The sequence below is a fragment of the Thalassotalea sediminis genome (genome assembly GCF_030295915.1).
Taxonomy (GTDB): Bacteria; Pseudomonadota; Gammaproteobacteria; order Enterobacterales; family Alteromonadaceae; genus Thalassotalea_C; species Thalassotalea_C sediminis.
On the sequence record NZ_AP027361.1, the window covers coordinates 2,200,243 to 2,225,483 of the forward strand.

Here is a 25,241-nt window from a genome sequence, read left to right on the forward strand (position 1 = left end):
TCAAATCTCACAACCAAAAGCGAGCATTATATGAGGTTTGTTGGAACTGCTATATTTCAGAAGAGTAATACCTTAAAGCCTATTAAGATAAGTACCATACCGCCCAATAGCTCAGCCTTACTCTCAAGCCATGTTCCACTTTTCGCTCCGATAAATACGCCAATCCAACTAAAGAATAGTGTAGCAGCCCCGATAATTGCACAGGCTAATAATGGATTTATTTCAATAAGGGTCAGCGTAAAACCAGCAGCCATTGCATCTACACTTGTGGCGATAGCAAGAATAAGCATTACTTTATGCGTGATTTTTATTATATCTTCTTCGATACCTTCGGTAATTGATTCATAAATCATTTTTCCGCCAATCAATATCAGAAGAGCAAATGCTACCCATTTTGCATACTCCTCAACCCAACCGAGAACTCCCTTTCCCCCCATATAGCCAATTAAAGGCATTCCCCCCTGAAATAGACCAAAATATATACCTGACATAAGAGCCAGAGACTTTGTTTGCTTAACATGTTTTGATCCTAGGCCTATAGATACCGCAAAAGCATCCATACTTAATGCCACTGCTAAAATTATAACTTCAAGCACTTAATAAATTCTCTTCTAAAAAAATCAATGAGGTAAATAACTTCACCCATATAACGCCCGCGAGTTACAAGCGTCGCCTTTGAAGCGATTGTTATGTTTTTTATTCATTTTCAACTGGCCCAAACAAATATAGCCACTAGCGACAAACCTAACCAGCCTAGGTGCCTACCTTTTGTTGCCCATAGAACCAACATAGCGGATATGAACATTGGAATCGCAATAATATTTTTTATTAACGGCACATTTTCAATACTTGTTGAGGGTAAGGCTAACCAGAACAGGAGGCCAGCCATTCCAATGCCAAGTATTGATACGATATGCCAGGTCGCCCAAATTATACGGATATGCCGCTCTCTAAGTGGTGTACCAATGTGCGTAGGCACTACTTGCCCCCTTTTTAAATGGGAAAATATTAGCTTTTCACCTAAGAATGAGTGGACTAACCCAACTAATATCGTTAAAAAACCTGCCAATAATAGGAACACATTCATAAATTAGCCACTCTCAATTTACGGAAACATAACGAATGAGATGGACTCCCCCTGACTTTGTAAAATTTTGCCAAACTTAAGGTGCGAAACTTAAAAAAGGAGCCCATCATGAATAACATTAAAACACTTGGTATCGATTTAGCAAAAAATACGTTTAGCCTGGTTGGCATGAATGAGTTTGGAAAAATTGTATTAAGGAAAACGTTATCACGTAAAAAACTACTTCCCTTTATTGCTCAACTCAATCCTTGCCTCATTGCCATGGAGGCATGTAGTGGCGCGCATTATTAGGCGCGTCAGTGTAAATCTCTCGGACACCAAGTCGCGATTATTGCCGCCAAGTTCATCGAACCTTTTCGCACTGGCGGTAAAAACGATAATAACGATGCCGAAGCGATTTGTGAAGCAGCAATGCGACCTAATATTTGGCATGTGCCAGTGAAAACAGCTGACCAACAAGCCGTCATGACGTTACATCGTGTACGCCAAGGGTTAGTGAAAGAGCGCACCACCATGATTAATCAACTGCGAGGCTTGTTATCTGAATTTGGTATTGTTATCGCTAAAGGGCGCTATAGCACCAACACCAGTCATCAATAACGCAGCATCTGTTACATACCCAAACGTGTCATAAACAGGTTGTGCCCACTGATTTACCTTATTGTTAATTTTTGCCTGCCACTCAGCATCAGTAAAGTTACCATCAAAACCGGTTGGTCTTAACGCATCAAAACTAGCCGCTGCTTGAGCATTACCATAAGCAAAACGTCTTTGCTGCGCAGCAGCTAGCTCCATCCTATTATTAAGGCTTTCTGTTCTGTCTTGGAATGTGTCATAAGCTAATTTGTAACTACTCCAATTAGCCATGTCTGTTAGGTAATTACCATAATCAGCAACATATTGAGAACGAGCCGCATTTCTTGCAAGTGATGCATTGTTGGCAGCTTCAACTCTACCTTCTGTACCTGCTAGGTACTCAACAGAATTTGCAGCTTTTGCCAGTGCATAGTATTCATCATCAGGTAACGAATCTAATTGGCCAGATTGCTCAAGTCGATTCCATTCTGCGACAGGGTTTTCAAACTCACCGAGGTTAAGGTTAACAGCACCTTGCTCGCCTGAACGAGAGAACGCTTTACTGATTTGCTCTTGAAGTTTACGTGTATTTTCACGTTCTTGAATATGACCTACGATGCTGTTGCCAAAGGCATCGTAATTATGTTTACGGTTCAATGGAAATCTTGAAGTATTAAAAAACAATAGTTTATACATCCTTGTAAGCTGTAACTCTAAAAGTTTCACAAGCTATCGTAGTGATACCTAACAATATCAGAAAAGTACGAAATAGCTTACTTTATATCCATCAATTTATAAACCTGAGTGTCCGTTGTTCGCTCTTAACTACCTATCAGATAAAGCATTAACCACCTTCATGTAGATAACGCTCTGCGCGCTCAACACGTCGAGGTTTACCACGAATAATCACCGTATCTTGTGGCGCTAAAATTGTTTGGTCGTCAGGTTCTTCCTCTTCAATACCCCCTCTGCGTAAGGCAACTATTGTTACTCGACGAGCAGGCAGCTTTAAAGATTCTAAAGTACGCCCAACTGCAAAAGAATCATTGGTTAAATTGATCGCGTTAGCAAACTCGATCCTATCAATAGCATCTGGACTCATATCAGTATGCTCACCTTGAAAGAAGCCATGAAGATGGCTGTAATGGTTTTTACGCTCCTTTTGAACCCTTTTTACAATGTGAGAGAAAGGTACACCGGAAAGTGACAAAACTTGTGAGACAAGCATTAAACTGCCCTCTAGGCTTTCCGGTACAACTTGATCAGCCCCCGCAGCTTGCAATTTATCAAGCTGATCATCATTTCGTGTTCTCACTAATATTGGTACTTTAGGTGATAAACTTCGTACTTTTCTTATCACTTCAATTGACTGCTTATCTTCACCAAATGCAATCACAACAAGTTTAGCGCTAGATAACCTAGCCGCTTCTAAAAGCTCTGTTTTTCTAGATGAACCAAATAATACATGTTCACCAGCTTCTCTCGCTTTTGTTGTTCTAAGTGGATCAATATCTATCGCAACAAAATCAATGTGCTCTTGCTTTAAAAAGCGACTAACCGTTTGCCCGATACGACCAAAACCACAAATAATAACATGATCTTTAAGCTCAGTATTTACGTGTAGTTCTTTTAATTCCTGATGTTCATCAAGATCTACTGTTTTTTCATTTGCTAACCAACCACCCCATTGTCTTGCATTAGTGATCATAAAAGGCGTAACCCCCATGCTCAATATACCAGCACCGAGTAACATCGAAGCAACGTCTAAAGGTAACACTTGAACTTGAGTAGCTAATGCAATTAATACAAAACCGAACTCCCCCATTTGAGCAAGCATAATACCTGAGGCCCAAGCGTCTTTTTCTTGCTCTCCTGCTTTGATCGCCAACACCTTAATAAGTATGATTTTTAACAGCATAAACCCCATCACTAAGCTAACAATCATCAAAGGTGAAGCAATCAATACCTTTATGTCTAACTTCATACCAACCGTAACGAAGAATAACCCCAATAAAATATCTCGATAAGGACGAATATCCGCTTCTAATTGATGCTTATACTGGCTTTCACCTAACATCATACCGGCAAGAAAGGCTCCTAACGCCATTGATAAACCAAACCATTGTGTCAATGCAGAAGCAACAAGCGTAACCAACAAGGTAGTCAATACAAATAACTCATCAGTTCTTACTTGTGCGACTAAATTGAATAATCTTGGTAAAACCCACTTACCAACTGCGAGTAAAATACCAACTACAAAAACACCTTTCACTAACGCCGAAAATAGAGCAAGCACCATTGAGCCTTCCGTACTCGGTGCAAGCATAGGTATAATGATAAGCAGTGGTACAACGGCAACATCTTGGAAAAGCAATATTGCAACGGCAATTTGGCCAGATTTTCGTTTCATGGCGCCAGATTCACTTAGCTGACGTATAACAATTGCTGTTGATGACAACGCAAGCACTCCGCCAATAACAAGCGCGCTACCAAATGATTGACCAAAAAACATGGCGATGACAGTAAAACATGTCAGCGATAAGACAACTTGAAGGCTACCAACAGCAAGTACTAAATGACGCATAGCCATTAATTTAGGTAATGAAAACTCAAGCCCTAACGTAAACAGTAAAAATACAATACCAAGCTCTGCAAAATGCTCATAATCTACATGCTCTTGAGCAAATGCTAATCCATGTTCACCTACCAGCATACCAGCCACTAAATAAGCGAGTATTGCGGGTAAATGTAGCTTTCTAAACAGCCAAACAATAACCACTGCACTTGTTAAAATTGCCAGTATTTCGATATGAGAAGTCACAAAAAACCTAATAAAAATATAAACTAACTATAATCATAGTATATTGCTCACCGTTTAAGCTCAAACTCTTTCAGGGACGATGAAATTTTTTTCATGCCAACATAAATAAACGGCAATGCTGTTTAAAAATTTTTGCGGCAATCGTTGCCGTCAAATTGCCGTCAACGCCAATTAAAACAGGTACTATCGCATTAAAAATTTAGTTACTCACAAACAATTACAAGCATAATCATGCGGTTATATTTTTGGCACTTATCTTGCAAAAAAAGTTTAATTACACGATAGAGGTGCTTTTATGCAAACGCTAAATTTGGTCAATACTGATCACGTTGAGTTTAACGCGTTTACGTTATTTGATACGCAAGATCACCAAGAAAATAACAGGAAACTTGCCTTAGCCGAGCAATTACAAACAAGCTTGGAGCTAAACAGTATTTTAAATATCTTTGCCATGGAAGCAGCGAGGTTTGTAGAATTTACAGGATTATACTTTAAAAGTGATGCTATTAGTGGTGAAATGCGCGGTAGTAAACTGGCGAGAAAAGAGCGACTGTTTGAACTAAAAATCAACAATCGCTATATAGGTACGCTAAGCTACGCAATAAACAAGCCTATGAGTCTGGCCACTTTTAATAAGTTAAAAAAGTTACATAAATTGCTCGTGCATCCATTGAATAATGCAATGCTGTATCAGCAAGCACTTAGCCTAGCAATGCAAGATGGTTTAACAGGCCTTGGTAACAGACGCCAATATGATCAACAGTTGAAACGAGCGATGCATCATGCAAACAGGCAAGGTAGCAAAGTAGGCTTAATTGTATGCGATCTTAATAAATTTAAAGCAGTAAACGACTCATTTGGCCATCATATTGGTGATCAAGTACTAATAAACTTTGCTAATGCATTATCAGAATGTGTGCGAGACTCTGAAAGTCTATTTAGGTTTGGTGGTGATGAGTTTGCCATCATCGTAGAAGATGCCTGCGAGCAGACTTTAACAATTATCGAAAGTCGAATACACCACGCAGTAAGTTGCGACACACTGCTAAATAATTATAAAGTCAGTGCATCACTTGGCAGTACGTTAATGACGCGTATCGACAACGAAGATACGTTATTTGAGCGCGCTGACAGCCACTTATATCAACAAAAGTTAAAACAACCTTGTCGACTTAGTGTCATTTAGTATCGTTTAGCGAACATTTTAACCGTGACTAATCCTGTTTCAATGTTCGCAATGCTTGTGCTCTTTCTTGAGGCGTTGCGTTTATTTGTAATCGACAAAACCGAATTGCTTTTGAAAACTGCGCTATGCCGACTATAGAAAGTACCTGTCTAAGATATTGTTTATGTAATGAAAACGTCGTTGCATAATGTTCAATAGCCCGATCAATGGAAGGATAAGTAACCCCATCAAATGTATAGGACTGCTCTGCAAAAGCCCCTTCTACTTCTAATTTAACGCCATTAATTTCTAACCGCCAACCAGTAAAATTCACGCGTTCACGTGCAATTTCATACATCTTCCACGCACTTTTCTGAAAAGATGCAAAGTTGCCATGTTCAAACTGACTATCTTCAAGCTCTTGCTTTGTCCAATTTATGCCAATAGCCAAATGGTTACGATATTTCTTAATTAAATTATTTTTAACTACAACATTTACTTGCCAAATATTATCGGCTTTACTGGCATTAGCGAAACGTAAACATTCTGTACAACTCGGAATAGTAAGTGGCGGATGAATACAAGAAGGTACGTAATGATTACCTTGTGGAAAAGCGAAAAACTTGTCACAAGGCTCACCACAAAACCAACAATGATGGCGAAAAGCAAAAGGAGTTTCTGTCGCTAAATATTCCACCGTCATGACTATTTACGTTTCTTTTTACCTTTTAGTTTCTTCTTTGCTTTAATGTTCTGCTTTTGTTTTATGGCAATATTTTTTTCACGTGTTGCTTGATAACGATTTTTGCTCTCAGAGACTTTCTTAGGTGAAGCAGTTTGTTTTTTCTCACTCATTGGATCAAATTCGTAGCCGGGTAATACCACATAATCAAATTTTCGTTGAATAAGTAACTCAATATTACCAAGAAATTTTTCGTCTTTAGGGCTTACTAATGAAACCGCGGTCCCTGACTTGCCAGCTCGACCTGTACGCCCGATACGATGAACATAATCTTCTGCAAGAAATGGTAAATGAAAATTCACCACGTAAGGTAAATCAGGAATATCCAATCCGCGCGCTGCAACATCAGTGGCTACCAAGACTCTAGCTTGACCAGTAGCGAATTGTTCTAACGCTTTATTACGTGCACCTTGCGATTTTTCCCCATGACACAGTACAGCTTTAATGCCATCTAGTTTTAATTCTTTCGCTAGTTGATTCGCACTTTCTCTTGTCCCTGCAAACACAAGAACTTGTTGCCAATTATTAACACCAATCAGTTCGGATAGCAGTTCACGCTTTCTCGACTCACTCACTCGATAAACAAACTGTTTTACCTTACCGGATGTTGTATTTTGCTTTGAAACTTCAATGGTTTTAGGCGTATTAAGCATTTGTTTTGCAAGTGACTTTACTTTTTCAGAAAACGTTGCTGAAAACAACATGGTTTGTGGCGCCACTTTAATACTGGCTCGAATCCTATCAATGTCGGTAAGAAAGCCCATATCAAGCATACGATCAGCTTCATCAAGTACCAAGTACTTTACCTGAGACAAAGAAACATTACGCAATGTTAAATGTTCCAATAAACGACCAGGTGTCGCTACTAAAATATCAAGACCACTCTTTAGCATATTTGCCTGGGCAGCCATTTTTCCACCACCATAAATAACACCAGAATTGAGCGGCAAATTTTGACTATATTGTTTTATATTTTCAGCAACTTGAATAGCAAGCTCGCGGGTTGGCGTTAAAATAACAGCACGTAAAACAGACTGTTGTTCATGTTTTTGCTGTGCTAGTAAATCAAGTAACGGCAATGTAAAAGCCGCGGTTTTACCTGTGCCTGTTTGCGCACTCGCTAAAATATCCTGCCCACTTCTAATCGCAGGAATTGCTCTTTGTTGTATAGGTGTTAAGGATTTATAACCACAAGCTTTCACTGCCCTTAATAGTTCAGCCGACAAGCCAATTGCATCTACACTCACTTTATTCACCTTAGCCATAAAAAATCGCGCGAATTATAGCAAGTTTCACTCACGATGCAGTACTTTTATCCGCGCAGTAGTAAATATTACCTTTAGCATTTACCAAATTTTCGGAGTCAGCTTAAATTTAGCTTTTTCTTCATCACTTGGTTGATAACTTGGTATCACGTTATTTTTTAATTGTTGGTGGTAATCTTTAGTAACATGAACGATAACTTTTGAAAGTAAAAATAATGCCGTTACGTTAATAACAGTCATTACACCTGTAGACAAATCAGCTAGTGCGATAACTTGCGGTAAGCTTGCTACAGAACCAAAAATTAACATAAACAAAAAGCCAACTCTTAATATCCAGTGCCCTAAACGACTATCAAGATTTAAATATTTAAGGTTCGTCTCTGCATAAGCAAAACTCGCAATAATTGAAGTAAACCCGAAAAATAATATCGCTAACGTGATAAAGTCACTGCCCCAAGCACCAACTTGAGACGCTAACGCCTGTTGAGTAAGTTGAATACCTTGTATACCTTGCTCTGTATTATTAAACAGTAAAATTAAACACGCTGTACAAGTACAAATAATAATCGTGTCGAAGAATACCGCAAGCATTTGAATATAGCCTTGTGATGCTGGGTGTGCTGGATATGTTGTTGCAGCTGCTGCAACATTAGGCGCACTCCCCATACCAGCTTCATTTGAATATAACCCTCGTTTTACACCTTGAACAATCGCGGCTCCCACTAAGCCACCACCCGCCTGCTCTAAGCCTAATGCAGATTTTATGATTAAAGAAAAAATACCTGGTAAATGTTCAGCATTCATCCCCATCACTACAATGCAAATTGCAAAATAGGCAAGCCCCATAAATGGAACAATAATTTCAGAAAAGCGAGCAATGTTCTTTAACCCACCTAACACTACCCAAGCAGTTAAAATTGCAATAAACACGCCGGTATAAATTGGCTCTACACCAAAGGAACCTGAAAATGCACTTGTTATGGAATTTGCCTGCACAGAGCTAAATACAAAGCCATAGCCAAAAAACAAACAGAGAGAAAAAGTAATCGCGAGAAACTTACTGTTTAGCCCTTTACGCATATAATAAGCGGGCCCACCTCTATAGTTACCTAAGATATCCTTTTCTTTATAGAGCTGACCTAATAAGCTTTCTGCAAAAGCCGTTGCCATACCTACGAAAGCAATAACCCACATCCAAAATACAGCTCCCGCACCACCAAGTGTAATAGCTACAGCGACTCCCATTAAGTTACCAGTGCCAACCCTAGCCGCTAATGAGGTGCATAATGCCTGAAAGGAGGAAATACCATGATGACTTTTTTGTCTACTATGACGTAACAAAGTAAACATATGAAAAAAATGGCGAAGTTGAATGAACTTGAGCCTAAAGGAAAACCAAATTCCACAGCCGGTTAACAGATAAATTAAAACACTACCCCATAAATAACCATTGAGTTGGCTAACAGCATCAAAAATCACAAACTTACTCTATTTAATTGTTTTCGGTAGGATATCAAAGAATTTACTTACTTTCAGTTTTCAATATCGACTAAGTTATTCACTGAATAACTTACGTCTAATTACTGCGATAAAAGCCGATATAACTGCATAACCGATAAATTGTCCGCTCAAAAGTAAAATCATTTTCACTTTATAACTGAGTTCTTCGGTAAAAAAGCTAAGTAATAACATGCCTGGCGCCATAAAAACTGAGTAGCCGGGCATGGTGATATCTGCAAAGTAAAAATGAATGGTGTGAGCCAGAACAGCTAAAACAAGCCCAAACAAACCAAAGAGTGTTGCAAATTGATATATTGATTTTCGACTAACCATATTAAATTGACGCTTTCATATTCATTTGCTTAACAGACATGTCATTACATAGGTTTTATATACGTTTATTAGCCCAAAACGACTGCTCAAAGGTTTATTTCTAAGGTAGTGATCAAAAAATAACAAGCGCCTAGCTTATCACTAAACGTTACACATTACTTCATCGCAGCCGTAATACTCTCTACGGATGATTTTGCATCACCAAACAGCATCCTACTATTTTCTTTAAAAAACAGTGGGTTTTGTACGCCTGCATAACCAGTGTTCATCGTTCTCTTAAATACAACAACTTGCTTTGCATGCCATACTTCTAATACAGGCATACCCGCTATTGGGCTAGAAGGATCTTCTGCGGCAGCAGGATTAACGGTATCATTAGCACCGATAACCAAAACGACATCTGTCTCTTTGAAATCTTGATTGATTTCATCCATACCAAAAACAATATCATAAGGTACTTTAGCTTCTGCAAGTAGTACGTTCATATGACCAGGTAAACGACCAGCAACAGGGTGAATAGCAAACCGAACATCAATGCCCTTCGCTTGCAATTTTTTTATCAACTCAAAAACAGGATATTGTGCTTGCGCTACCGCCATACCATAACCTGGGGTAACAATAACTGATTTAGCCTTTGACAACTGATTCGCGACGTCTTCAGCACTTATTTCTACATGACTACCGTAGTCTTTATCGTTATCCACCACAACATCAGTACCAAACCCCCCTGCAATAACACTGATAAAGGATCTATTCATCGCCTTACACATAATATACGATAAAATTGCACCTGATGAACCAACTAACGCCCCCGTAATAATTAATAAATCATTGCTGAGCATAAAGCCCGCTGCTGCTGCAGCCCAACCTGAATAAGAATTGAGCATAGAAACAACAACTGGCATATCTGCACCGCCGATAGATGCCACTAAATGCCAGCCAAAAACTAGCGCAATAACTGTCATTAAATACAAGGCAGAATCCATACCTCCTTGTTGAACAAAAGCTATCATTAATAAAAAGCAAAATATGCCCGCCGCCAAATTCATTTTATGTCGATGCGGTAACATTAATGCAGAAGAATTAATAACTCCCCTTAATTTACCAAACGCTACTACAGAGCCGGTAAACGTTACAGCGCCAATAAATACGCCTAAAAAGACTTCAGTTAAATGAATATTGGCTTTAATTAACTGCTCATCTGACATAAGAACAGTGGTATGCTCAATAGAAAAGTAGCTATTATAACCGACTAAAACCGCAGCCAAACCAACGAAACTATGAAGTATTGCAACTAACTCAGGCATCTGTGTCATTTCAACTTTCTTGGCCAACTTTAAGCCGATAACACTGCCAATGACCATCGCAATAAAGATAAAAACAATATTGTCTACTCTTGGGTCTGCTAACGTTGCAAGCAACGCGATAACCATACCAGCAATACCATAGTTATTGCCCGCTTGCGCTGACTCTTGCTTACTTAAGCCTGAAAGACTAAAAATAAACAGCAATGCGGCAACTAAATAAGCAGCGCCAATGATTCCTTGATTAAATTCCATGTGCCGCCCCTACTTCCGAAACATTTTTAACATGCGTTTAGTCACCACAAAGCCACCGACAATATTAATTGTCGCAATTAATATTGCAATGCCGGACAACACTTGCACAATAAGGCTTTGATTACCCATTTGTAACAAAGCACCAACGATAATTATGCCTGATATTGCATTTGTAACGCTCATTAGCGGCGTATGTAAAGCATGAGTAACATTCCACACAACGTAATAACCAATCACACATGCCAATACAAACACCGTAAAATGTGCTAAAAAGTCACTTGGCGCTACACTTGCAATCCAAGTAAACAAAAGTGCTCCTCCCCCTGCAAAGGCAAGCTTTTTAACTGGGTTACTCTGCTGAACTTCTTCTTTACTCTCATTTTTGATAGTTTCTGGTTTTTTAGTAATAGTTGGAGCTGCGCTAACCTTAATCGCTGGGGGCGGGAAAGTAATTTCATTTTTATTTACGACGACCATATTTCTAATGACTTGGTCATCCAAGTTAAGCTCTATAACGCCATCTGCTTCTTTACAAAGTAACTTGACTAAATTCACCAGGTTATTCGCATAAAGCTGAGAAGATTGGTTAGGTAATCTTGAGACTAGATCAGTATAACCTATAATGGTAACCCCATTTTTATTAACAACTTTACCTGCAGTAGTTAATTCACAATTACCACCACCTGCAGCAGCAATATCAACAATAACAGAGCCAGGTTTCATTGATTTTACCATGGCTTCAGTGATTAGTATTGGTGCAGTTTTACCAGGGATCATTGCAGTTGTTATAATAATATCAACTTCTTTAGCTTGCTCTGCAAATAACGCCATCTCAGCATCTATAAAGGCCTTACTCATTTCCTTTGCATAACCGTCGTCTGTGCCTGCATCATCTTCTTCAAAGTCTAAAGATAAAAATGTTGCTCCCATACTTTCTATTTGTTCTTGCACTTCAGGGCGAGTATCAAAAGCACGGACAATTGCCCCTAAACTTCCAGCTGTGCCTATTGCTGCTAACCCTGCAACTCCGGCACCGATGATCAGTACTTTTGCTGGCGGCAAATTACCAGCAGCGGTAACTTGACCGGTAAGAAAGCGACCAAAGGCATTGGTTGCCTCAATAACAGCACGGTAGCCTGCAATATTAGCCATTGAGCTTAATGCATCTAATGACTGTGAACGTGTCATTCTAGGAACCATATCCATAGCAAGGGTTGTAATCGACTTTTCTTTTAACTTAGCTAGCAGTTCAGGTGACTGTGCAGGTGCAATAAAACTTATCAGTATCGCACCTTCTTTAATGTGGTCTACTTCATCAAGCGATGGTGGGTTAACTTTTAGCAAGACATCACTTTGCCAACATTTCTTTTTAGGTACAACTTCAGCACCAGCGTCAATATATGCTTGCTCTTCAAAGCTTGATTTGGTGCCGGCTCCCTTTTGCACTGTGACAGTAAAACCAAGTTTAATGAGTGAAGAAACGCTTGAAGGCGATGCAGCGACACGATTTTCGCCCCGCAAAGACTCTTTTACAATACCAATGATCATAAAAAGACCTTTAAGTTAATTATTGTTGTTTGTTAAATAATTAACCGTTTGGTGTTTAAAATTCAAGCTATTTTAAAAATATGTTTTTAGCAAACACATTTAAGGTTGTGTTTTTCGGTAGGCTTCTAGTAACTCCGTTACCTTTTTGATATCTCTATGCACAACAAACTCTGCCAACGCGTTTTTTGTAAATTCAGCCATATCATATGGCATTTCTCGGTCTAAAAATTGAAAGATATAATCGGCACTATTAATTTCTTTTTCTACCGATGTTTGTGAACCTTTACTACCAATAATTGGTGATATTGTTGCTGTGGCCAAATTGAGCTTTTTCTGTACCTTTTGTTGTGAAAAGAAAGCAAGTAATTCTTCACTATACGGTTTACCTTCCCCTTTAGGTGTCAAAGCAAGTATCGACATGGGTGCAATAATGCTGTTGTCTGATGAATCACCTATTTGTGGAAAAGGGAAAGATCCTATTTGGTCCCTTACCTCTTGCGCAATGCCTCCCAAAGAACTACTTCCGATTAAGCTAACGCCCACTAATTCACGATAAAGTATCGGCATAATTTTGCCACCATGAATATATTTGTGGTTTTCATTAAAGTATTCACGTGAGAGTAGTGATTTTAGATAAACAAATACGTTAATAACCTCTGGTGAATTAAAAGCTAAATTACCTTCAATTAATTTTTGATATTTCTCAGCACCATTAAGCCTCAACATTAAATAATCAAACCAGCCAGCGACATGCCAAGGAGGGTTGGTACTAAGGCCAATAGGCGTAATATCATGTGCTTTAAGTGTCGTTAAAAGTTCTAAAAAGTCTGGCCAATTAACCGGAGGGGTTAACCCTAACTTCAAGAATACACTTTTTTTATAAAAAACATCCCAAACATACAAACTCAGAGGTATCGCATAGACTTTATTTTGATACTTTACTTGGGTTACGACAGCATTGCTAAACCGCCGTTCTAGGTTATGTTTATGCCAGAAAGCATCGATATTAACGACATAGTTTTTCTCAATGAAGTATTGTAGACGCTCTCCTGCATACCAATTTACAACATCAACCGAGTCAGCAATCTTTTTATAGTTTTCAAGGAGGTCTACATAATTTTTACCGTCTAACATACGTAGACGAACTTTAGCGGTTGGGTATAATTGCTCAAATATCCGAATTTGTTGGCGTAGAACTGTTTCTTGTTTTTCAGATTGCGAAAGAACAGCAAAATTAACAATATTTTGCTCTGCATGTACACAACTCGCAAAATACAAGGTTACTGCGATAAGTATAGTTTTGGTTAGACTCACATTACCCCATCAGTATTACTTTACGTAACTTTTCGCAAATAAATACCCTTAATATTAAAGAGCCTTAACATAAATGCAATAATTACTTTGCTAGTTTTCAATGCTAAACAATTGTTTTCTTTTACTTTCTAGCTCGCTTGTTACTTTATCAATATCATAATGTTCAATAAACTCTGCGAACTTCTCTTTGGCATATTCAGCCATTTCAAATTGCATTTCAATATCAAAATATTGGCTTTGATATTCTGCCTGCAATAACGTTTGGTAGGCAGAACTCATGAGCTCATTACTCGGTGTTCCAATCCCTTTTATCGGTGAAAACGTATAAAAATTTTCGTTTAACTTTCTTTGTACGCTTGGTAATGTAAAAAATGAAACTAACTGCATGGCACTTTTTTTCTGCTGGCCTTGCTTTGTTAATGCAATTAAAGACAAAGGTGCTAATACACTATTATTGTTACGTGTACCCATTTGCGGAAAAGCAAAATAACCAATTTCCTTTTGTGTATGTTCTGGCAAACTGCTTAGCACAAACGTACCAATAAGATTAACACCAACCACTTCACGATATAGCAGTGGCATCAATTCTTCGCCATCATAAAACTTATGCTGAGGAAAAAAGTATTCGTTTGTTAATAACTCACGCCAATACTTAAAAACCTCTAACACTTCAGGTGATTTAAAAGAGCGATTGCCTTTTACAATTTCTCGGTAAATTTTTTCACCATGCAATCTCAATGTTATATAATCAAACCATCCCGCAATTTGCCATGGATAGCGGCTCCCTAGAGCAATAGGAGCAATACGTTCAGCTTTAAGACGTTCTAATACATCAAGAAACCCTTGCCAATTTTGTGGCTCTTTTAATGATAGTCGTTTAAATAAGGCCTTTTTATAATAAAACCCCCAGACATAAGATGTAATCGGCACCCCATACACTTCGCCGTTATAAGTCACAGCACTTTTGGTTGCACTGTTAAATTGCTGTTCAAGATCATGTGTTTGCCAAAAATGAGATAGACTCACCAACATGTCTTCTTTTACAAGGCTATGAAGTCGATCACCTGCAAACCAATTAATTACATCAATTTTATCTTTTAAGGCGAGTGTCTCTGCTAGTAGCTCGGGGTAACTGCGAGAGATTAACTTGACCATGCGAACTTTATATTGCGGATATTCTTGCTCAAAAGCATTAATTTGATCGCGATATATTTGTTCTTTTACTTTTGAAAACCCCATCATTGCAAAAGTTAAGACTTCTTTTTCTGCTTTAGCAGGCGCACTGTTCAACGATAACAAACAGCACCAAATTAAAAGTTGAAACCAATAAAACCGCTTAATGATCATTTATAGTACCTTTAATCTAAATCAGCTAAGGGCCATGTAACAATATACTCATCAAAAAACTCTACGTCGACCTCATTATCTTTAATCACTTTCCCTCTGACAGACATACCTGCTTTATGCATTGCCGATTTTTTACCTTTATGCAACAAAGGATGCCAAGATGGTAAACCTCTTCCCTCTTTAATCCGTCGATATGTGCAGCTTGGCGGCATAAAAAACACATCATCAAGGTTATCCTGTGTTAATTGCACACAATCTGGCACTAATGTTGTTCTTTTTTCATATTGTGAACATTGGCATGTTTTATCATTGAGCAAATGACAAGCAATGTTCGAGTACACCATTTGCTCATTTTCTTTAATATAATCTGTTGGTTTTAGCTCGGTATCGTCAGTCGTTTCTTCGTCGTCAATAAATTTGTGTAAGCAGCACTTTGCACAACCATCGCATAAAGACTCCCACTCTTCACGCGTCATTTCATTCAACGTTTTAGCTTGCCAAAAAGGTATCGTCATGTAATTAGCCTCAACTACTGTCGTTACTGCGCGTCTATTATTTTACTGAATAGGCGGAAATTTTATTCGATCAGATAAATGCCCAACTGAACTAACAAAATAGTAAGAAAGGTTCCAATGCATTAAGCTCTTATAGTTATTATACGCCAAATACACACGACCATTTTCATCATCAGGGTAAACCAAAGCGGCTTTTATATTCACTTTTGGTAAGTCAGTACCATCCGCTCGTCTAACCCCTAACGCTTGCCACTGTGACATGTTTTTTTCTTTCTTTGCCCAAGCTTTTAACCAGTTTGCCCTACCACCGGTTTTTTTTGGGATCGCTAACGTATGGTCAAATCCTGGCGGTAGTTTCACTTGCCTACCCCAAGTGTAATTACCATTCCAACCTTCTTGCACCAAATAATTCGCCATCGACGCGAATATATCAGCCAAGTTATTCCAAATATCTTTTTTACCATCACCGTCGCCGTCAACGGCATAAGCTAGAAATGAGCTTGGCATAAATTGGTTCTGTCCCATTGCGCCTGCCCAAGAGCCTTTCATCTTATCAACAGTAATATGCTCTTGTTCGAGAATAGTCATCGCTGCCCAGAGCTCTTTTTTAAAGAATGCCTCTCTGCGCCCTTCGAACGCTAATGTGCTTAAGGCAGAGATGACATTATAGTTACCCGTTATCTTACCAAAATTTGTTTCTAGCCCCCAAAGTGCAACAATAAACCGCGGTTGTACACCGTATTTTTCTGTCACTTCTTTTAACAATGCCTCATGCTTTTTATACAAAGCACGGGCTTTATTTACCTTCCATGTTGGCACACGTTTAGGTAAATAGGTATCAAGCGTTTCTACAATTTCAGGTTGGCTTCTATCTGCTTTAACTGCTCTTTTGTGAAAGGTGACTCCCTTAAAGCTACTCTCGATAAGTTGATCTGAAAATCCTTTTTTCTTCGCTTCTACTTTTAATGTTTCAACATAACGAAGAAAATTTTCTTTTGTTAACTCAACACCCACGCTAACGAAGGTTGTAAATAAAAGGACAGTAGCAACGAGGTAACGTGAAATTCTGTGTTTCATAGTATTACTCTTAATTTGCAGCTTTGTTCGCCGCTTTATGTTCTGCTAATAAATCTTCTTTAGGAGGAGGTAATTGCAAGTAAAACCCTTGTTCGAGTAGGCTCTCTCGCACTTTATCAATATCTGCAAAACCGAGTTTTTCTTTTGTTTGTAGATTTACAATAGTGACTAGTGATGGTTTACCAAACATAGCCATTAACGCTTCTGGTACATCTGTAAAGTCATCTCTTTGTTTTACAAATAAGTATGTTTGTTCTTTCTTCGTACTTTTATATATTGCAGTTAGCATGTTAAACCTTTAACAAATTATATGCCTTTATTGAGAACTACATTACGCTAATTATAGTGGTAATGATTTAAATTGATTGTTTGCATGCTCAAGTAATGCATCACCAAATAATTCAGCACGCCATGTCGCGAGGACTTCAATTTTCTCTGTAGATGAATTTTGCCCGTAATACCATGATAATAATTGATTAATCTGTTTTTTAGAGGCAAAGTTCTCAACAGGTTGTTGTTGTGCTTCAGCAACACTTGCAACAAAATCTTTTATCTTTTTATAAAGTTGTTTATAACCTGGAAACTGATCAAGTCGCTTTATTTTCTCTGGATAATTGTCCGGCTCAACATTACGTGCTTCTTTTAATACCATCAACATTTGCTTGCCTTTATGTCTGACATCTAGCGTATCAACACCTTCAAGGTTTAGCATTGCACTCGTACTTTTAGGTGCATGTTGAGCTAACATGATCAGTGTCGTATCTTTAGCAACAAAACTTAATGGTAAGTCTCGTTTAATTGCCTGTTGATATCGCCAACGTGCTAAATATTTCAGGTTATTAAGCTGCTTTGGTGAAAGCCGCCAACTTGTTTTAATGTTTTTATAAAGGGTATTTTCATCTATTACTTGCTGCTTTTTTTCGATCAATAGATTAGTTTCATCAATTGCAGCTTCAAACCAAGATGTTGCTTTAAGATCGTTAAGCAACTTAGGGTATATTTTTATTAGATGGGTAACATCAGCACTGGCATAAGCGAGTTGACTCGGTGTTAAAGGGCGCTTTAACCAATCTGTACGAGAATCTGATTTATCTAACTCAATATCAAGGTAATGCTGAACCATTGCTGCATATCCAACAGACAAGCCATGTCCGAGGAAGCTCATCATGATTTGACTATCTATAATATTTTTTAAGTTACATTTACCTTGATTAACAAATATTTCTACGTCTTCTGAACACGCATGAAGCACTTTCACGATATTAGGGTTTTCAAATAATTGCCAAACAGGTGACAAGTCGTCAACCGATAGCGGATCAACTAACGCGACTTCTTCACCGTCACATAACTGAATTAACCCAAGCTTAGGGAAATATGTTCTTGTACGAACAAACTCAGTATCAACCGCTAAAACGTCTTTTTCTGCAAAGCGCTGGCAAATATCAATGAGCGTTTGCTGTTCTATGATTAAGTGCTCGATCACAACCTACCTAATTTCTACGTCTTCTTGTTTTTTGCATGTTTCGATGTTGGTGTTTTTTAACGCTACGACGAATACGTCTTGCCTTTGCGTTATCAATCGCTTTTTCGTCCACTTTCACTTTAGATTTACGTTCAGGTGGTAATTCAACAAGTTGACGATAATAATTCACGTCTTTTAACGACAACTCGGTCCAACCACCTGATGGTAATTGACGCTGAAGTTCAATATCACCGTACCGTACGCGGATAAGCCTGCTTACTTGTACGTCTTGGCTTTCCCATAGGCGTCTAACTTCTCGGTTTCTCCCTTCAGAGATAACCACATGAAACCAATGGTTTCTACCTTCACCACCACGATAAAAAATTTGCTGAAATTTTGCTGGGCCGTCTTCTAATTTAACACCGTTTTTAAGGCGTTGAAGCATCGCATCATCTACTTCGCCAAAGATACGTACCGCATATTCACGTTCAACTTTACGAGAAGGATGCATTAACCTATTGGCTAGTTCTCCGTCAGTTGTAAATAACAACATACCAGAGGTATTTATATCCAAGCGACCTACAGCTATCCAGCGAGAACCTTCTATTGGCGGCAAACGATCAAAAACGGTAGGACGACCTTCTGGATCTTTTCGCGTACACATTTCACCTTCAGGTTTGTGGTACATTAATATGCGACAAATATCTTCAGTTGGTTGTTGAATGTTAACATTGTGGCCATCAAGGCGGATTTGTTCATTGCCTTCAACACGGTCGCCCAGTTTAGCAACCTTACCATCAACACTTACGCGTCCTGCGCTTATCATAGCTTCCAATTCACGGCGAGAGCCTTTACCAGCTCTTGCAAGTACTTTTTGTAGTTTTTCTGACATCGTTTAGTTTCCCGGCAGTAACATCACAATATTGTTTATTGCTAAGTCTCTGTCTCTTTTGTCAGTGTATCATAGGAATGCATTATATCTTGTATCCCCTCTTGGTTGATAGCAGAATCTGCTATCGGCACTAAATCAGGTAACTGATCCAGTGATTTTAGTGAAAAATAATCTAAAAATTCTTTCGTTGTAGCATACAGTGAAGGTTTACCGGGCACTTCTTTATGACCAATAACCTTGATCCATTCTCGTTCAAGTAGTGTCTTCATTATATGGCTACTGACAGCAACGCCACGCACATCTTCTATCTCTGCTCTCGTAATTGGTTGTTTATAAGCAATTAACGCAAGGGTTTCTAACAATGCACGTGAATATTTTGTCGGTTTACTCTGAGCAATATCTACAAGTTGTTCGCTAATGCCTATGGGCACTTGAAAACGAAAACCTGAAGCAACCTCTACTAATTGTACCCCACGATTTTCATAATCTTGTTGTAACTCTTCAAGTATCTGTTGTAACACTTTAGTATTTACCCGATATTGACCAAGAGTATGTGTTTTAATCCACTGTAACGATAGCGGGCTACTGGCAGTAAATAATGCCGCTTCTACTAACATCTTCATTTGCTGTTGCTTTTGCAACTTTTCAGGCGTATTCATTAATTACCTTTTCTGCCGGACATAAAGAACACCAAACTCACTAGATTGTTGACATTCTATCAACTGCATTTTTAATAATTCTAGTATTGCAAGAAAAGTTACTAATACGCCTTGGCGTCCTTCATCGAATGCAAAGAGTTGTTCGAATCTAATAAAAGTCTGATCATCGGAGTGCTCAAGTGTTGAAAGAATCGCACTCATGCGTTCACGAGTAGATAGCACTTCTTTGGTAATATGGTGATGTTCAAACGCTTGAACCCGTTGTAAAACACTCAGTAAAGCGTCAGTAATATCAACTAAACTTACACTCGGCAGAATTGTCTCAATACCTAGATCCGAAGACAATACCGCGCTTGCACATAAATAATCACGCTCTAAACGCGGTAATTGATCAAGTGACTCTGCGGCATGCTTTATCACTTCATATTCCTTTAATCGTTGAATAAGTTCGGCGCGAGGGTCATGTTCTTCATCTTCCATAGGTTGCTTTGGCAGTAGCAGTTTAGATTTAATTTCTGCCAGAATTGACGCCATAACGAGGTATTCTGATGCAAGTTCCATGTTAAGTTCTTTCATCAACTCAACATAGTGCATGTACTGTGTTGTAATAGGCGCGATGGGTAAATCAAGAATATCAAACTTTTGTTTTCTTATTAGGTACAATAAGAGATCAAGCGGCCCTTCAAACGCTTCCAAAATAACTTCTAAGGCATTAGGGGGTATAAATAGATCTTGAGGTTTCTCAACGAGTGCTTCACCACGAATAAATGCTAAGGGTAACGCTTGCTGTTGCATCTCCCCTTTTCTACTCATTGATTCAATCAAACTTACGCCTCAATTGCATTGAAAACTTTATTACTCAAAGGGGCTAGGATCACCTTCGCCTACCCTGATAATTTGCCCGTCTCCATCAGAAAAATCAACAACTGTTGTTGGATGTTCTCCTAAGTGCCCACCGTGAATAATTAAATCAACTTGATGTTCTAATTTGTCACGAATTTCTTCAGGATCAAATTCAGCCATGATATTGCCAGGCATTATTAAGCTCGTAGACATGATCGGTTGTTCAAGTGCACTGAGTAAACCTTGCACAATAGCGTTATCTGGCACACGAATACCAATTGTGCGTCTTTTAGGGTTCATTAACCTTTTCGGCACTTCTTTACTCGCCTTAAACACGAACGTGTAAGCACCAGGTGTATTGTTTTTTAACAACCTAAATGCGGTGTTATCAACACGCGCATATTCAGACAATTCTGATAAATCTTTACATACTAGCGTAAAATTATGGTCTTTACTGATATCACGAATACGGCATATACGTTCCAGCGCTTTTTTGTCTCCGATGTGACAACCTAAAGCGTAACCAGAATCTGTAGGGTAAACAATAACACCACCTTGGTTAATAATCTCAGCGGCTTGTTTCATCAAACGACCTTGCGGGTTATCAGGGTGTACATAGAAAAACTGACTCATAATGAAATCCTTGTTAATTAACTAATCATACATAGAAAATTAGTCATTTATTCAATGGTTAGCCACATTGTTGCCATGCCTGCCAAATCGGTTTTGCCTCACTTGGAAGTACCAAATTTTTGCCAAGATCAGACCATTTGCTTGGGTAATGAAAATCAGACCCCAGCGAAGCAAGTAAATGATACTCTAAACAAAAGCTTAGCATTAATTTTCGTTGTTCGTTATTCATTTGCGGTAAAACAATTTCTAAACCATCACCACCATGTGTTTTAAACTCAATCACTAAACGCCTTAACCACTTAGTTGTCATATCATATCGTATCGGATGAGCCATTACGGCTGTTCCTCCAGCGCTATGAATCGCCGCTATTGCAGTTTCTATGTCACACCACTGCGGTTTTACATAGGCTCGCTTGCCTTTACCTAGATATTTATCAAAGGCAGCCTGTAGGTGATTTACATGACCTTGCTGCAACAACACCTTAGCAAAATGAGCGCGAGTTATTGATCCTTGCCCCGCTAACTGCTTCGCTTGCAGATATACATCACTAAAACCACATTTGGCTAACTTTTCACCCATTTGAGTTGCACGAGACTCCCTTGCTGCTTGCTGCTCCTCAATTAAAGCGGTTAATTTAGGATCGCTAGCATCAATATTTAAGCCAACAATATGAATTTCAAAGTTATGCCAACGGGTTGATATTTCGATACCATCAATGAGTGTGATTGGATAATTTTTTTCTTGAATATAACCTTTAGCAATATCAAGACCTGCCACCGTATCATGATCAGTAATCGCTAACACATCAATTTGAAAGTTAATCGCCCTGTCTATCAGCTCTTTGGGCGATAGCGAACCGTCTGAACAATTTGTATGACTATGTAGGTCGACACGTTGAGTTGATAAGCTTGCTAAATTTTCGGTTGACATCAAGGTCATAATAAGGTTTTCTATAGGGGATTTAAGCAAACGCATTGTAAATGGGAAATGGCAAATAGCCAACTAAAAAACATGAAATCAATGAAAACTATAATGACAAACATTTGGTGGTGGCATAACTCAACATAGTGGGTTGTGAACGTTTGCTGTATTTGCGAAAAATTCAAGAAAAACCCGCGTAGTTTTACTAAGCGGGTTTTTTATTATCCGTATATTAAAGAGAAATAACATGCTAACAACGAAAGTAAAAAGCTGGTTTATCTGGTGGCTTCAGCCAATTTATGCCGGATGACACACAAACAGATAAATTAGGAATTAAAAAATGATAATTGTATTAAAACCCCAAGCATCTGAAAAAGATGCCAATGAAATATTAGATAAAATAGCAAGTCTTGGCTTAAAGCCCCTTTATATGCCCGGTATTGAACGTACTGTTCTTGGTGCATTAGGTGATGAACGTATTCTCAGTCAACTACACCTAGATGCCTACCCAATGGTTGATGAGATCAAACCCGTTCTTAGTCCTTATAAGCTTGTAAGCAGAGAGTTACAATCACATGACTCTATCGTATCCATCGGTGGTGTAAAAGTTGGCGGCGGTGCATTTACCGTAATTGCGGGACCTTGCTCAGTCGAAAGTCAAACGCAACTTTTTGGCATTAGTGAAATGCTAAACACACAAAATATTACGCTTTTACGAGGCGGAGCTTTTAAACCGAGAACAAGCCCATACTCCTTTCAAGGATTAGGTGTTGAAGGACTAACTTTACTTAAAGCGGCAAGAGAAAAGTATGACCTTGGTATCGTCTCAGAAATTATTGACCCTAATGATGCAGAGCTCATGCACGACTACATCGACTGCTACCAAATTGGCGCACGCAATATGCAAAACTTTCGGTTGTTAGAAGCCGTTGGCAAACATCCAGATAAAGCTGTGCTATTAAAACGAGGAATGAGTGCGACAATAGAAGAATTATTATTAGCTGCTGAATATATTATTAATGCCGGTAATCCAAATGTTATTTTGTGTGAGCGTGGTATACGCACTTTCGAAACCGCAACCAGAAATACATTAGACCTTAATGCAGTTGCCCTATTAAAAGAAAAAACTCACCTACCGGTTTTAGTAGATCCTTCACATGGAACAGGCGTTAAATCACTAATAAACCCATTATCACGTGCTGCCGTGGCTGTCGGTGCCGATGGCATCATTGTTGAAACTCATCTTAATCCTAAAGAGGCACTTTCTGACGGTCACCAAGCATTAACTGGTGATGATTTTGCAACCTTAATGGCTGATATTAAGCCTTTCGTAACAGCTGCAGGTAAAACCTTATGAATGCCTTACTTACACCAGACACCGATACATCATTTGGTAAAGTAACGACATTATCGGGCAAAGCAAAATATCAAGCAGACCCTTTAACGTTGTTTAAAAAGTTATGTGGTAATAAGAAAAATAACCTATTACTTGAATCGGCAGAAATAGACAAAAAACATCAACTAAAAAGTCTGTTATTGATCGATGCTGCACTAAAAGTAGTTTGTGAAGGTAACAAGGTTCGTTTTATCCCGTTATCACTCAATGGCGAAGCAGCAATAGCATTCGCTAAAGAAAAACTCTTTGATTGTGCTCAACTTACCATGGAAGAAACGTCATTAATCGCTACGTTTCCAGAAGTTGACCACCAGTTAGATGAAAAATCACGTTTGTTAGCCGCAAATGCTTTTCAAGCACTAAGACAATTCAAGGCTTTTGATAATAAAAATCATCACCCTTTTGCCGTGTTTTTAGCTGGCGCTTTTGCTTTTGACATGATTACCATGTCAGAGTCTCTACCTGCAGTAGACAAAGGCGAAAACACATGCCCTGACTTTGTCTTTTATTTAGCTGAAACACTTGTTGTTATTGATCACGAAAAACGTTCTAGTGAAGTTATCGGTAATGTTTTTTCAGGGCCTGAACAACAAAAATGTCACTTTGAAATCGCGCGACGTCTATCTGCTATTAAATCACTTGTTGAATCAGATATCGCTCCACCTCAAACCATAGAGAAAAAACAGCCACCATTAGCTGTTCATACTAATGTAAGTGACGAAGATTTTTGTCAAACCGTTGAGCAATTAAAAGAACATATTCGCGCTGGAGACATTTTTCAAGTCGTTCCATCCCGCACATTTAGTTTACCTTGTGAAGATACTTTTAATGGCTACTTGTGTTTGCGAGAGAGTAACCCAAGCCCTTACATGTTTTACTTACAAGATGATTATTTTTGTATGTTTGGGGCATCGCCAGAATCGGCGATAAAATACCAACAACATAACCGGCAAGTTGAAATTTACCCTATCGCGGGTACAAGACCACGAGGTTTTAACGAAGATGGAAGTTTCTCACCTGACTTAGATTGTCGTATTGAATTAGCGCTTCGCCAAGATCAAAAAGAACTAGCGGAACATATTATGTTAGTTGATCTTGCTCGAAATGATGTTGCAAGAGTATGTAAACCTGGCACAAGGCACGTAGCAGATTTATTGAAAACAGATAGGTACTCCCACGTAATGCATTTAGTTTCACGCGTATGTGGCACCCTTTCAGACGATCTTGATGCCTTACACGCCTATCAAGCATGTATGAATATGGGCACACTATCCGGTGCACCAAAAGTCAGTGCAACGTCACTCATACGGCAACATGAAGGTAAACGCAGAGGCAGTTATGGCGGCGCGGTAGGCTACCTTACCGGTGAAGGAGATATGGACACATGCATCGTTATTCGTAGCGCTTTTGTTAATAACCAAACAGCTTATATACAAGCTGGTGCTGGTGTTGTCTATGACTCAGATCCGCAAGCAGAAGCTAATGAAACACGTCAAAAAGCACAAGCGGTAATAAATGCAATTCAAAAGGCAGCCACGTTAGAAAATGTTAAAACGCTGCAGGAGCATGAATAATGAGCCAAGAC

At 38.8% G+C, this 25,241-nt stretch carries 26 protein-coding genes; 5 read left to right on the forward strand and 21 right to left on the reverse strand.

All coding sequences use genetic code 11. From position 1 onward, the window contains the following. Positions 1–56 precede the first annotated feature (56 nt). Positions 57–596 carry a manganese efflux pump MntP gene (locus QUE09_RS10090; protein WP_286232634.1) on the reverse strand — a complete coding sequence of 180 codons (540 nt, stop codon included), beginning with the start codon at positions 594–596 and terminating at the stop codon, positions 57–59. A 110-nt stretch (positions 597–706) separates the two neighbouring features. Further along, entirely contained in the window at positions 707–979 is a 273-nt protein-coding gene (locus QUE09_RS10095) for a hypothetical protein (protein ID WP_286232635.1), read from the reverse strand. A gap of 216 nt (positions 980–1,195) precedes the next feature. Between QUE09_RS10095 and QUE09_RS10100 the strand changes: the two genes are divergently transcribed. Then, a complete protein-coding gene (locus QUE09_RS10100) occupies positions 1,196–1,378 on the forward strand; it encodes a hypothetical protein (RefSeq protein WP_286232636.1) in 183 nt (60 codons plus the stop codon). 54 nt (positions 1,379–1,432) lie between these two features. Then, positions 1,433–1,687, forward strand: a complete 255-nt coding sequence (locus QUE09_RS10105; RefSeq protein ID WP_350226392.1) for an IS110 family transposase — start codon at positions 1,433–1,435, stop codon at positions 1,685–1,687. Here QUE09_RS10105 and QUE09_RS10110 read toward each other — a convergent pair. Together QUE09_RS10110 and QUE09_RS10115 are read right to left on the reverse strand one after the other, a co-directional pair. Continuing rightward, the gene (locus QUE09_RS10110; RefSeq protein WP_286232637.1) at positions 1,625–2,320 is read right to left on the reverse strand and encodes a hypothetical protein; all 696 of its coding nucleotides are present in this window, start codon (positions 2,318–2,320) and stop codon (positions 1,625–1,627) included. The genes QUE09_RS10105 and QUE09_RS10110 overlap by 63 nt on opposite strands. Positions 2,321–2,507: 187 nt before the next feature. Then, positions 2,508–4,484: a monovalent cation:proton antiporter family protein gene (locus QUE09_RS10115; protein WP_286232638.1), complete on the reverse strand. Its 1,977-nt coding sequence runs from the start codon at positions 4,482–4,484 to the stop codon at positions 2,508–2,510. 295 nt (positions 4,485–4,779) lie between these two features. On the opposite strand from QUE09_RS10115, the gene QUE09_RS10120 reads away from it, so the two are divergent. Then, positions 4,780–5,670 (forward strand): GGDEF domain-containing protein, encoded by an 891-nt coding sequence (locus tag QUE09_RS10120; protein WP_286232639.1) that lies wholly within the window; start codon positions 4,780–4,782, stop codon positions 5,668–5,670. Positions 5,671–5,698: 28 nt separating this feature from the next. On the opposite strand, the gene QUE09_RS10125 is transcribed toward QUE09_RS10120, so the two are convergent. The 17 genes from QUE09_RS10125 to rnm form a co-directional block, all read right to left on the reverse strand. After that, positions 5,699–6,352, reverse strand: a complete 654-nt coding sequence (locus QUE09_RS10125) for a hypothetical protein (protein WP_286232640.1) — start codon at positions 6,350–6,352, stop codon at positions 5,699–5,701. 2 nt (positions 6,353–6,354) lie between these two features. Then, positions 6,355–7,638 (reverse strand): DEAD/DEAH box helicase, encoded by a 1,284-nt coding sequence (locus QUE09_RS10130; protein WP_286232641.1) that lies wholly within the window; start codon positions 7,636–7,638, stop codon positions 6,355–6,357. 99 nt (positions 7,639–7,737) lie between these two features. Beyond that, the gene (locus QUE09_RS10135) at positions 7,738–9,132 is read right to left on the reverse strand and encodes an alanine/glycine:cation symporter family protein (protein ID WP_434017546.1); all 1,395 of its coding nucleotides are present in this window, start codon (positions 9,130–9,132) and stop codon (positions 7,738–7,740) included. A 78-nt stretch (positions 9,133–9,210) separates the two neighbouring features. Continuing rightward, positions 9,211–9,489, reverse strand: a complete 279-nt coding sequence (locus tag QUE09_RS10140; RefSeq protein WP_286232643.1) for a hypothetical protein — start codon at positions 9,487–9,489, stop codon at positions 9,211–9,213. Between the two features lie 155 nt (positions 9,490–9,644). Next, entirely contained in the window at positions 9,645–11,048 is a 1,404-nt protein-coding gene (gene pntB, locus QUE09_RS10145) for a Re/Si-specific NAD(P)(+) transhydrogenase subunit beta (RefSeq protein WP_286232644.1), read from the reverse strand. Between the two features lie 9 nt (positions 11,049–11,057). Continuing rightward, complete coding sequence (locus QUE09_RS10150) at positions 11,058–12,596, reverse strand: Re/Si-specific NAD(P)(+) transhydrogenase subunit alpha (RefSeq protein ID WP_286232645.1); 1,539 nt, start codon at positions 12,594–12,596, stop codon at positions 11,058–11,060. Positions 12,597–12,695: 99 nt separating this feature from the next. Then, positions 12,696–13,910 carry an ABC transporter substrate-binding protein gene (locus QUE09_RS10155; protein WP_286232646.1) on the reverse strand — a complete coding sequence of 405 codons (1,215 nt, stop codon included), beginning with the start codon at positions 13,908–13,910 and terminating at the stop codon, positions 12,696–12,698. A 90-nt stretch (positions 13,911–14,000) separates the two neighbouring features. Next, positions 14,001–15,257, reverse strand: coding sequence for an ABC transporter substrate-binding protein (locus tag QUE09_RS10160; RefSeq protein WP_286232647.1), 1,257 nt, complete (start codon positions 15,255–15,257; stop codon positions 14,001–14,003). 11 nt (positions 15,258–15,268) lie between these two features. Then, entirely contained in the window at positions 15,269–15,772 is a 504-nt protein-coding gene (locus QUE09_RS10165) for a YcgN family cysteine cluster protein (RefSeq protein WP_286232648.1), read from the reverse strand. Between the two features lie 42 nt (positions 15,773–15,814). Then, positions 15,815–16,849 (reverse strand): lytic murein transglycosylase, encoded by a 1,035-nt coding sequence (locus QUE09_RS10170; protein ID WP_286232649.1) that lies wholly within the window; start codon positions 16,847–16,849, stop codon positions 15,815–15,817. Between the two features lie 10 nt (positions 16,850–16,859). Next, entirely contained in the window at positions 16,860–17,138 is a 279-nt protein-coding gene (locus tag QUE09_RS10175; RefSeq protein WP_286232650.1) for a YcgL domain-containing protein, read from the reverse strand. 51 nt (positions 17,139–17,189) lie between these two features. Further along, positions 17,190–18,332, reverse strand: coding sequence for a ribonuclease D (gene rnd, locus QUE09_RS10180; protein ID WP_286232651.1), 1,143 nt, complete (start codon positions 18,330–18,332; stop codon positions 17,190–17,192). Between the two features lie 7 nt (positions 18,333–18,339). Then, on the reverse strand, positions 18,340–19,203 hold the full coding sequence (gene rluB, locus QUE09_RS10185) for a 23S rRNA pseudouridine(2605) synthase RluB (RefSeq protein WP_286232652.1): 864 nt from the start codon (positions 19,201–19,203) through the stop codon (positions 18,340–18,342). 41 nt (positions 19,204–19,244) lie between these two features. After that, positions 19,245–19,862 carry an SMC-Scp complex subunit ScpB gene (gene scpB, locus QUE09_RS10190; RefSeq protein ID WP_286232653.1) on the reverse strand — a complete coding sequence of 206 codons (618 nt, stop codon included), beginning with the start codon at positions 19,860–19,862 and terminating at the stop codon, positions 19,245–19,247. A 3-nt stretch (positions 19,863–19,865) separates the two neighbouring features. Next, positions 19,866–20,675: a segregation and condensation protein A gene (locus QUE09_RS10195; RefSeq protein WP_286235919.1), complete on the reverse strand. Its 810-nt coding sequence runs from the start codon at positions 20,673–20,675 to the stop codon at positions 19,866–19,868. Between the two features lie 42 nt (positions 20,676–20,717). Next, on the reverse strand, positions 20,718–21,338 hold the full coding sequence (locus QUE09_RS10200; protein ID WP_286232654.1) for an L-threonylcarbamoyladenylate synthase: 621 nt from the start codon (positions 21,336–21,338) through the stop codon (positions 20,718–20,720). 58 nt (positions 21,339–21,396) lie between these two features. Continuing rightward, entirely contained in the window at positions 21,397–22,278 is an 882-nt protein-coding gene (gene rnm, locus QUE09_RS10205) for an RNase RNM (protein WP_286232655.1), read from the reverse strand. 322 nt (positions 22,279–22,600) lie between these two features. Between rnm and aroF the strand changes: the two genes are divergently transcribed. Then, complete coding sequence (gene aroF, locus QUE09_RS10210) at positions 22,601–23,617, forward strand: 3-deoxy-7-phosphoheptulonate synthase (protein ID WP_286232656.1); 1,017 nt, start codon at positions 22,601–22,603, stop codon at positions 23,615–23,617. Further along, positions 23,614–25,230 carry an anthranilate synthase component 1 gene (locus tag QUE09_RS10215; RefSeq protein WP_286232657.1) on the forward strand — a complete coding sequence of 539 codons (1,617 nt, stop codon included), beginning with the start codon at positions 23,614–23,616 and terminating at the stop codon, positions 25,228–25,230. Before aroF ends, QUE09_RS10215 begins: the two co-directional genes overlap by 4 nt. Positions 25,231–25,241: the final 11 nt, after the last annotated feature.

What these genes read in the sequence shown, in the direction of transcription:
- QUE09_RS10120 (WP_286232639.1), top strand. Translation starts at nt 4,780, where the DNA reads ATGCAAACGCTAAATTTGGTCAATACTGATCACGTTGAGTTTAACGCG.
- QUE09_RS10170 (WP_286232649.1), bottom strand. Translation starts at nt 16,849, where the DNA reads ATGAAACACAGAATTTCACGTTACCTCGTTGCTACTGTCCTTTTATTT.
- QUE09_RS10150 (WP_286232645.1), bottom strand. Translation starts at nt 12,596, where the DNA reads ATGATCATTGGTATTGTAAAAGAGTCTTTGCGGGGCGAAAATCGTGTC.
- QUE09_RS10125 (WP_286232640.1), bottom strand. Translation starts at nt 6,352, where the DNA reads ATGACGGTGGAATATTTAGCGACAGAAACTCCTTTTGCTTTTCGCCAT.
- QUE09_RS10175 (WP_286232650.1), bottom strand. Translation starts at nt 17,138, where the DNA reads ATGCTAACTGCAATATATAAAAGTACGAAGAAAGAACAAACATACTTA.
- QUE09_RS10100 (WP_286232636.1), top strand. Translation starts at nt 1,196, where the DNA reads ATGAATAACATTAAAACACTTGGTATCGATTTAGCAAAAAATACGTTT.
- rnm (WP_286232655.1), bottom strand. Translation starts at nt 22,278, where the DNA reads ATGACCTTGATGTCAACCGAAAATTTAGCAAGCTTATCAACTCAACGT.
- QUE09_RS10195 (WP_286235919.1), bottom strand. Translation starts at nt 20,675, where the DNA reads ATGAGTAGAAAAGGGGAGATGCAACAGCAAGCGTTACCCTTAGCATTT.
- QUE09_RS10200 (WP_286232654.1), bottom strand. Translation starts at nt 21,338, where the DNA reads ATGAGTCAGTTTTTCTATGTACACCCTGATAACCCGCAAGGTCGTTTG.
- QUE09_RS10140 (WP_286232643.1), bottom strand. Translation starts at nt 9,489, where the DNA reads ATGGTTAGTCGAAAATCAATATATCAATTTGCAACACTCTTTGGTTTG.
- QUE09_RS10165 (WP_286232648.1), bottom strand. Translation starts at nt 15,772, where the DNA reads ATGACGATACCTTTTTGGCAAGCTAAAACGTTGAATGAAATGACGCGT.
- QUE09_RS10160 (WP_286232647.1), bottom strand. Translation starts at nt 15,257, where the DNA reads ATGATCATTAAGCGGTTTTATTGGTTTCAACTTTTAATTTGGTGCTGT.
- pntB (WP_286232644.1), bottom strand. Translation starts at nt 11,048, where the DNA reads ATGGAATTTAATCAAGGAATCATTGGCGCTGCTTATTTAGTTGCCGCA.
- rluB (WP_286232652.1), bottom strand. Translation starts at nt 19,203, where the DNA reads ATGTCAGAAAAACTACAAAAAGTACTTGCAAGAGCTGGTAAAGGCTCT.
- aroF (WP_286232656.1), top strand. Translation starts at nt 22,601, where the DNA reads ATGATAATTGTATTAAAACCCCAAGCATCTGAAAAAGATGCCAATGAA.
- scpB (WP_286232653.1), bottom strand. Translation starts at nt 19,862, where the DNA reads ATGAATACGCCTGAAAAGTTGCAAAAGCAACAGCAAATGAAGATGTTA.
- QUE09_RS10215 (WP_286232657.1), top strand. Translation starts at nt 23,614, where the DNA reads ATGAATGCCTTACTTACACCAGACACCGATACATCATTTGGTAAAGTA.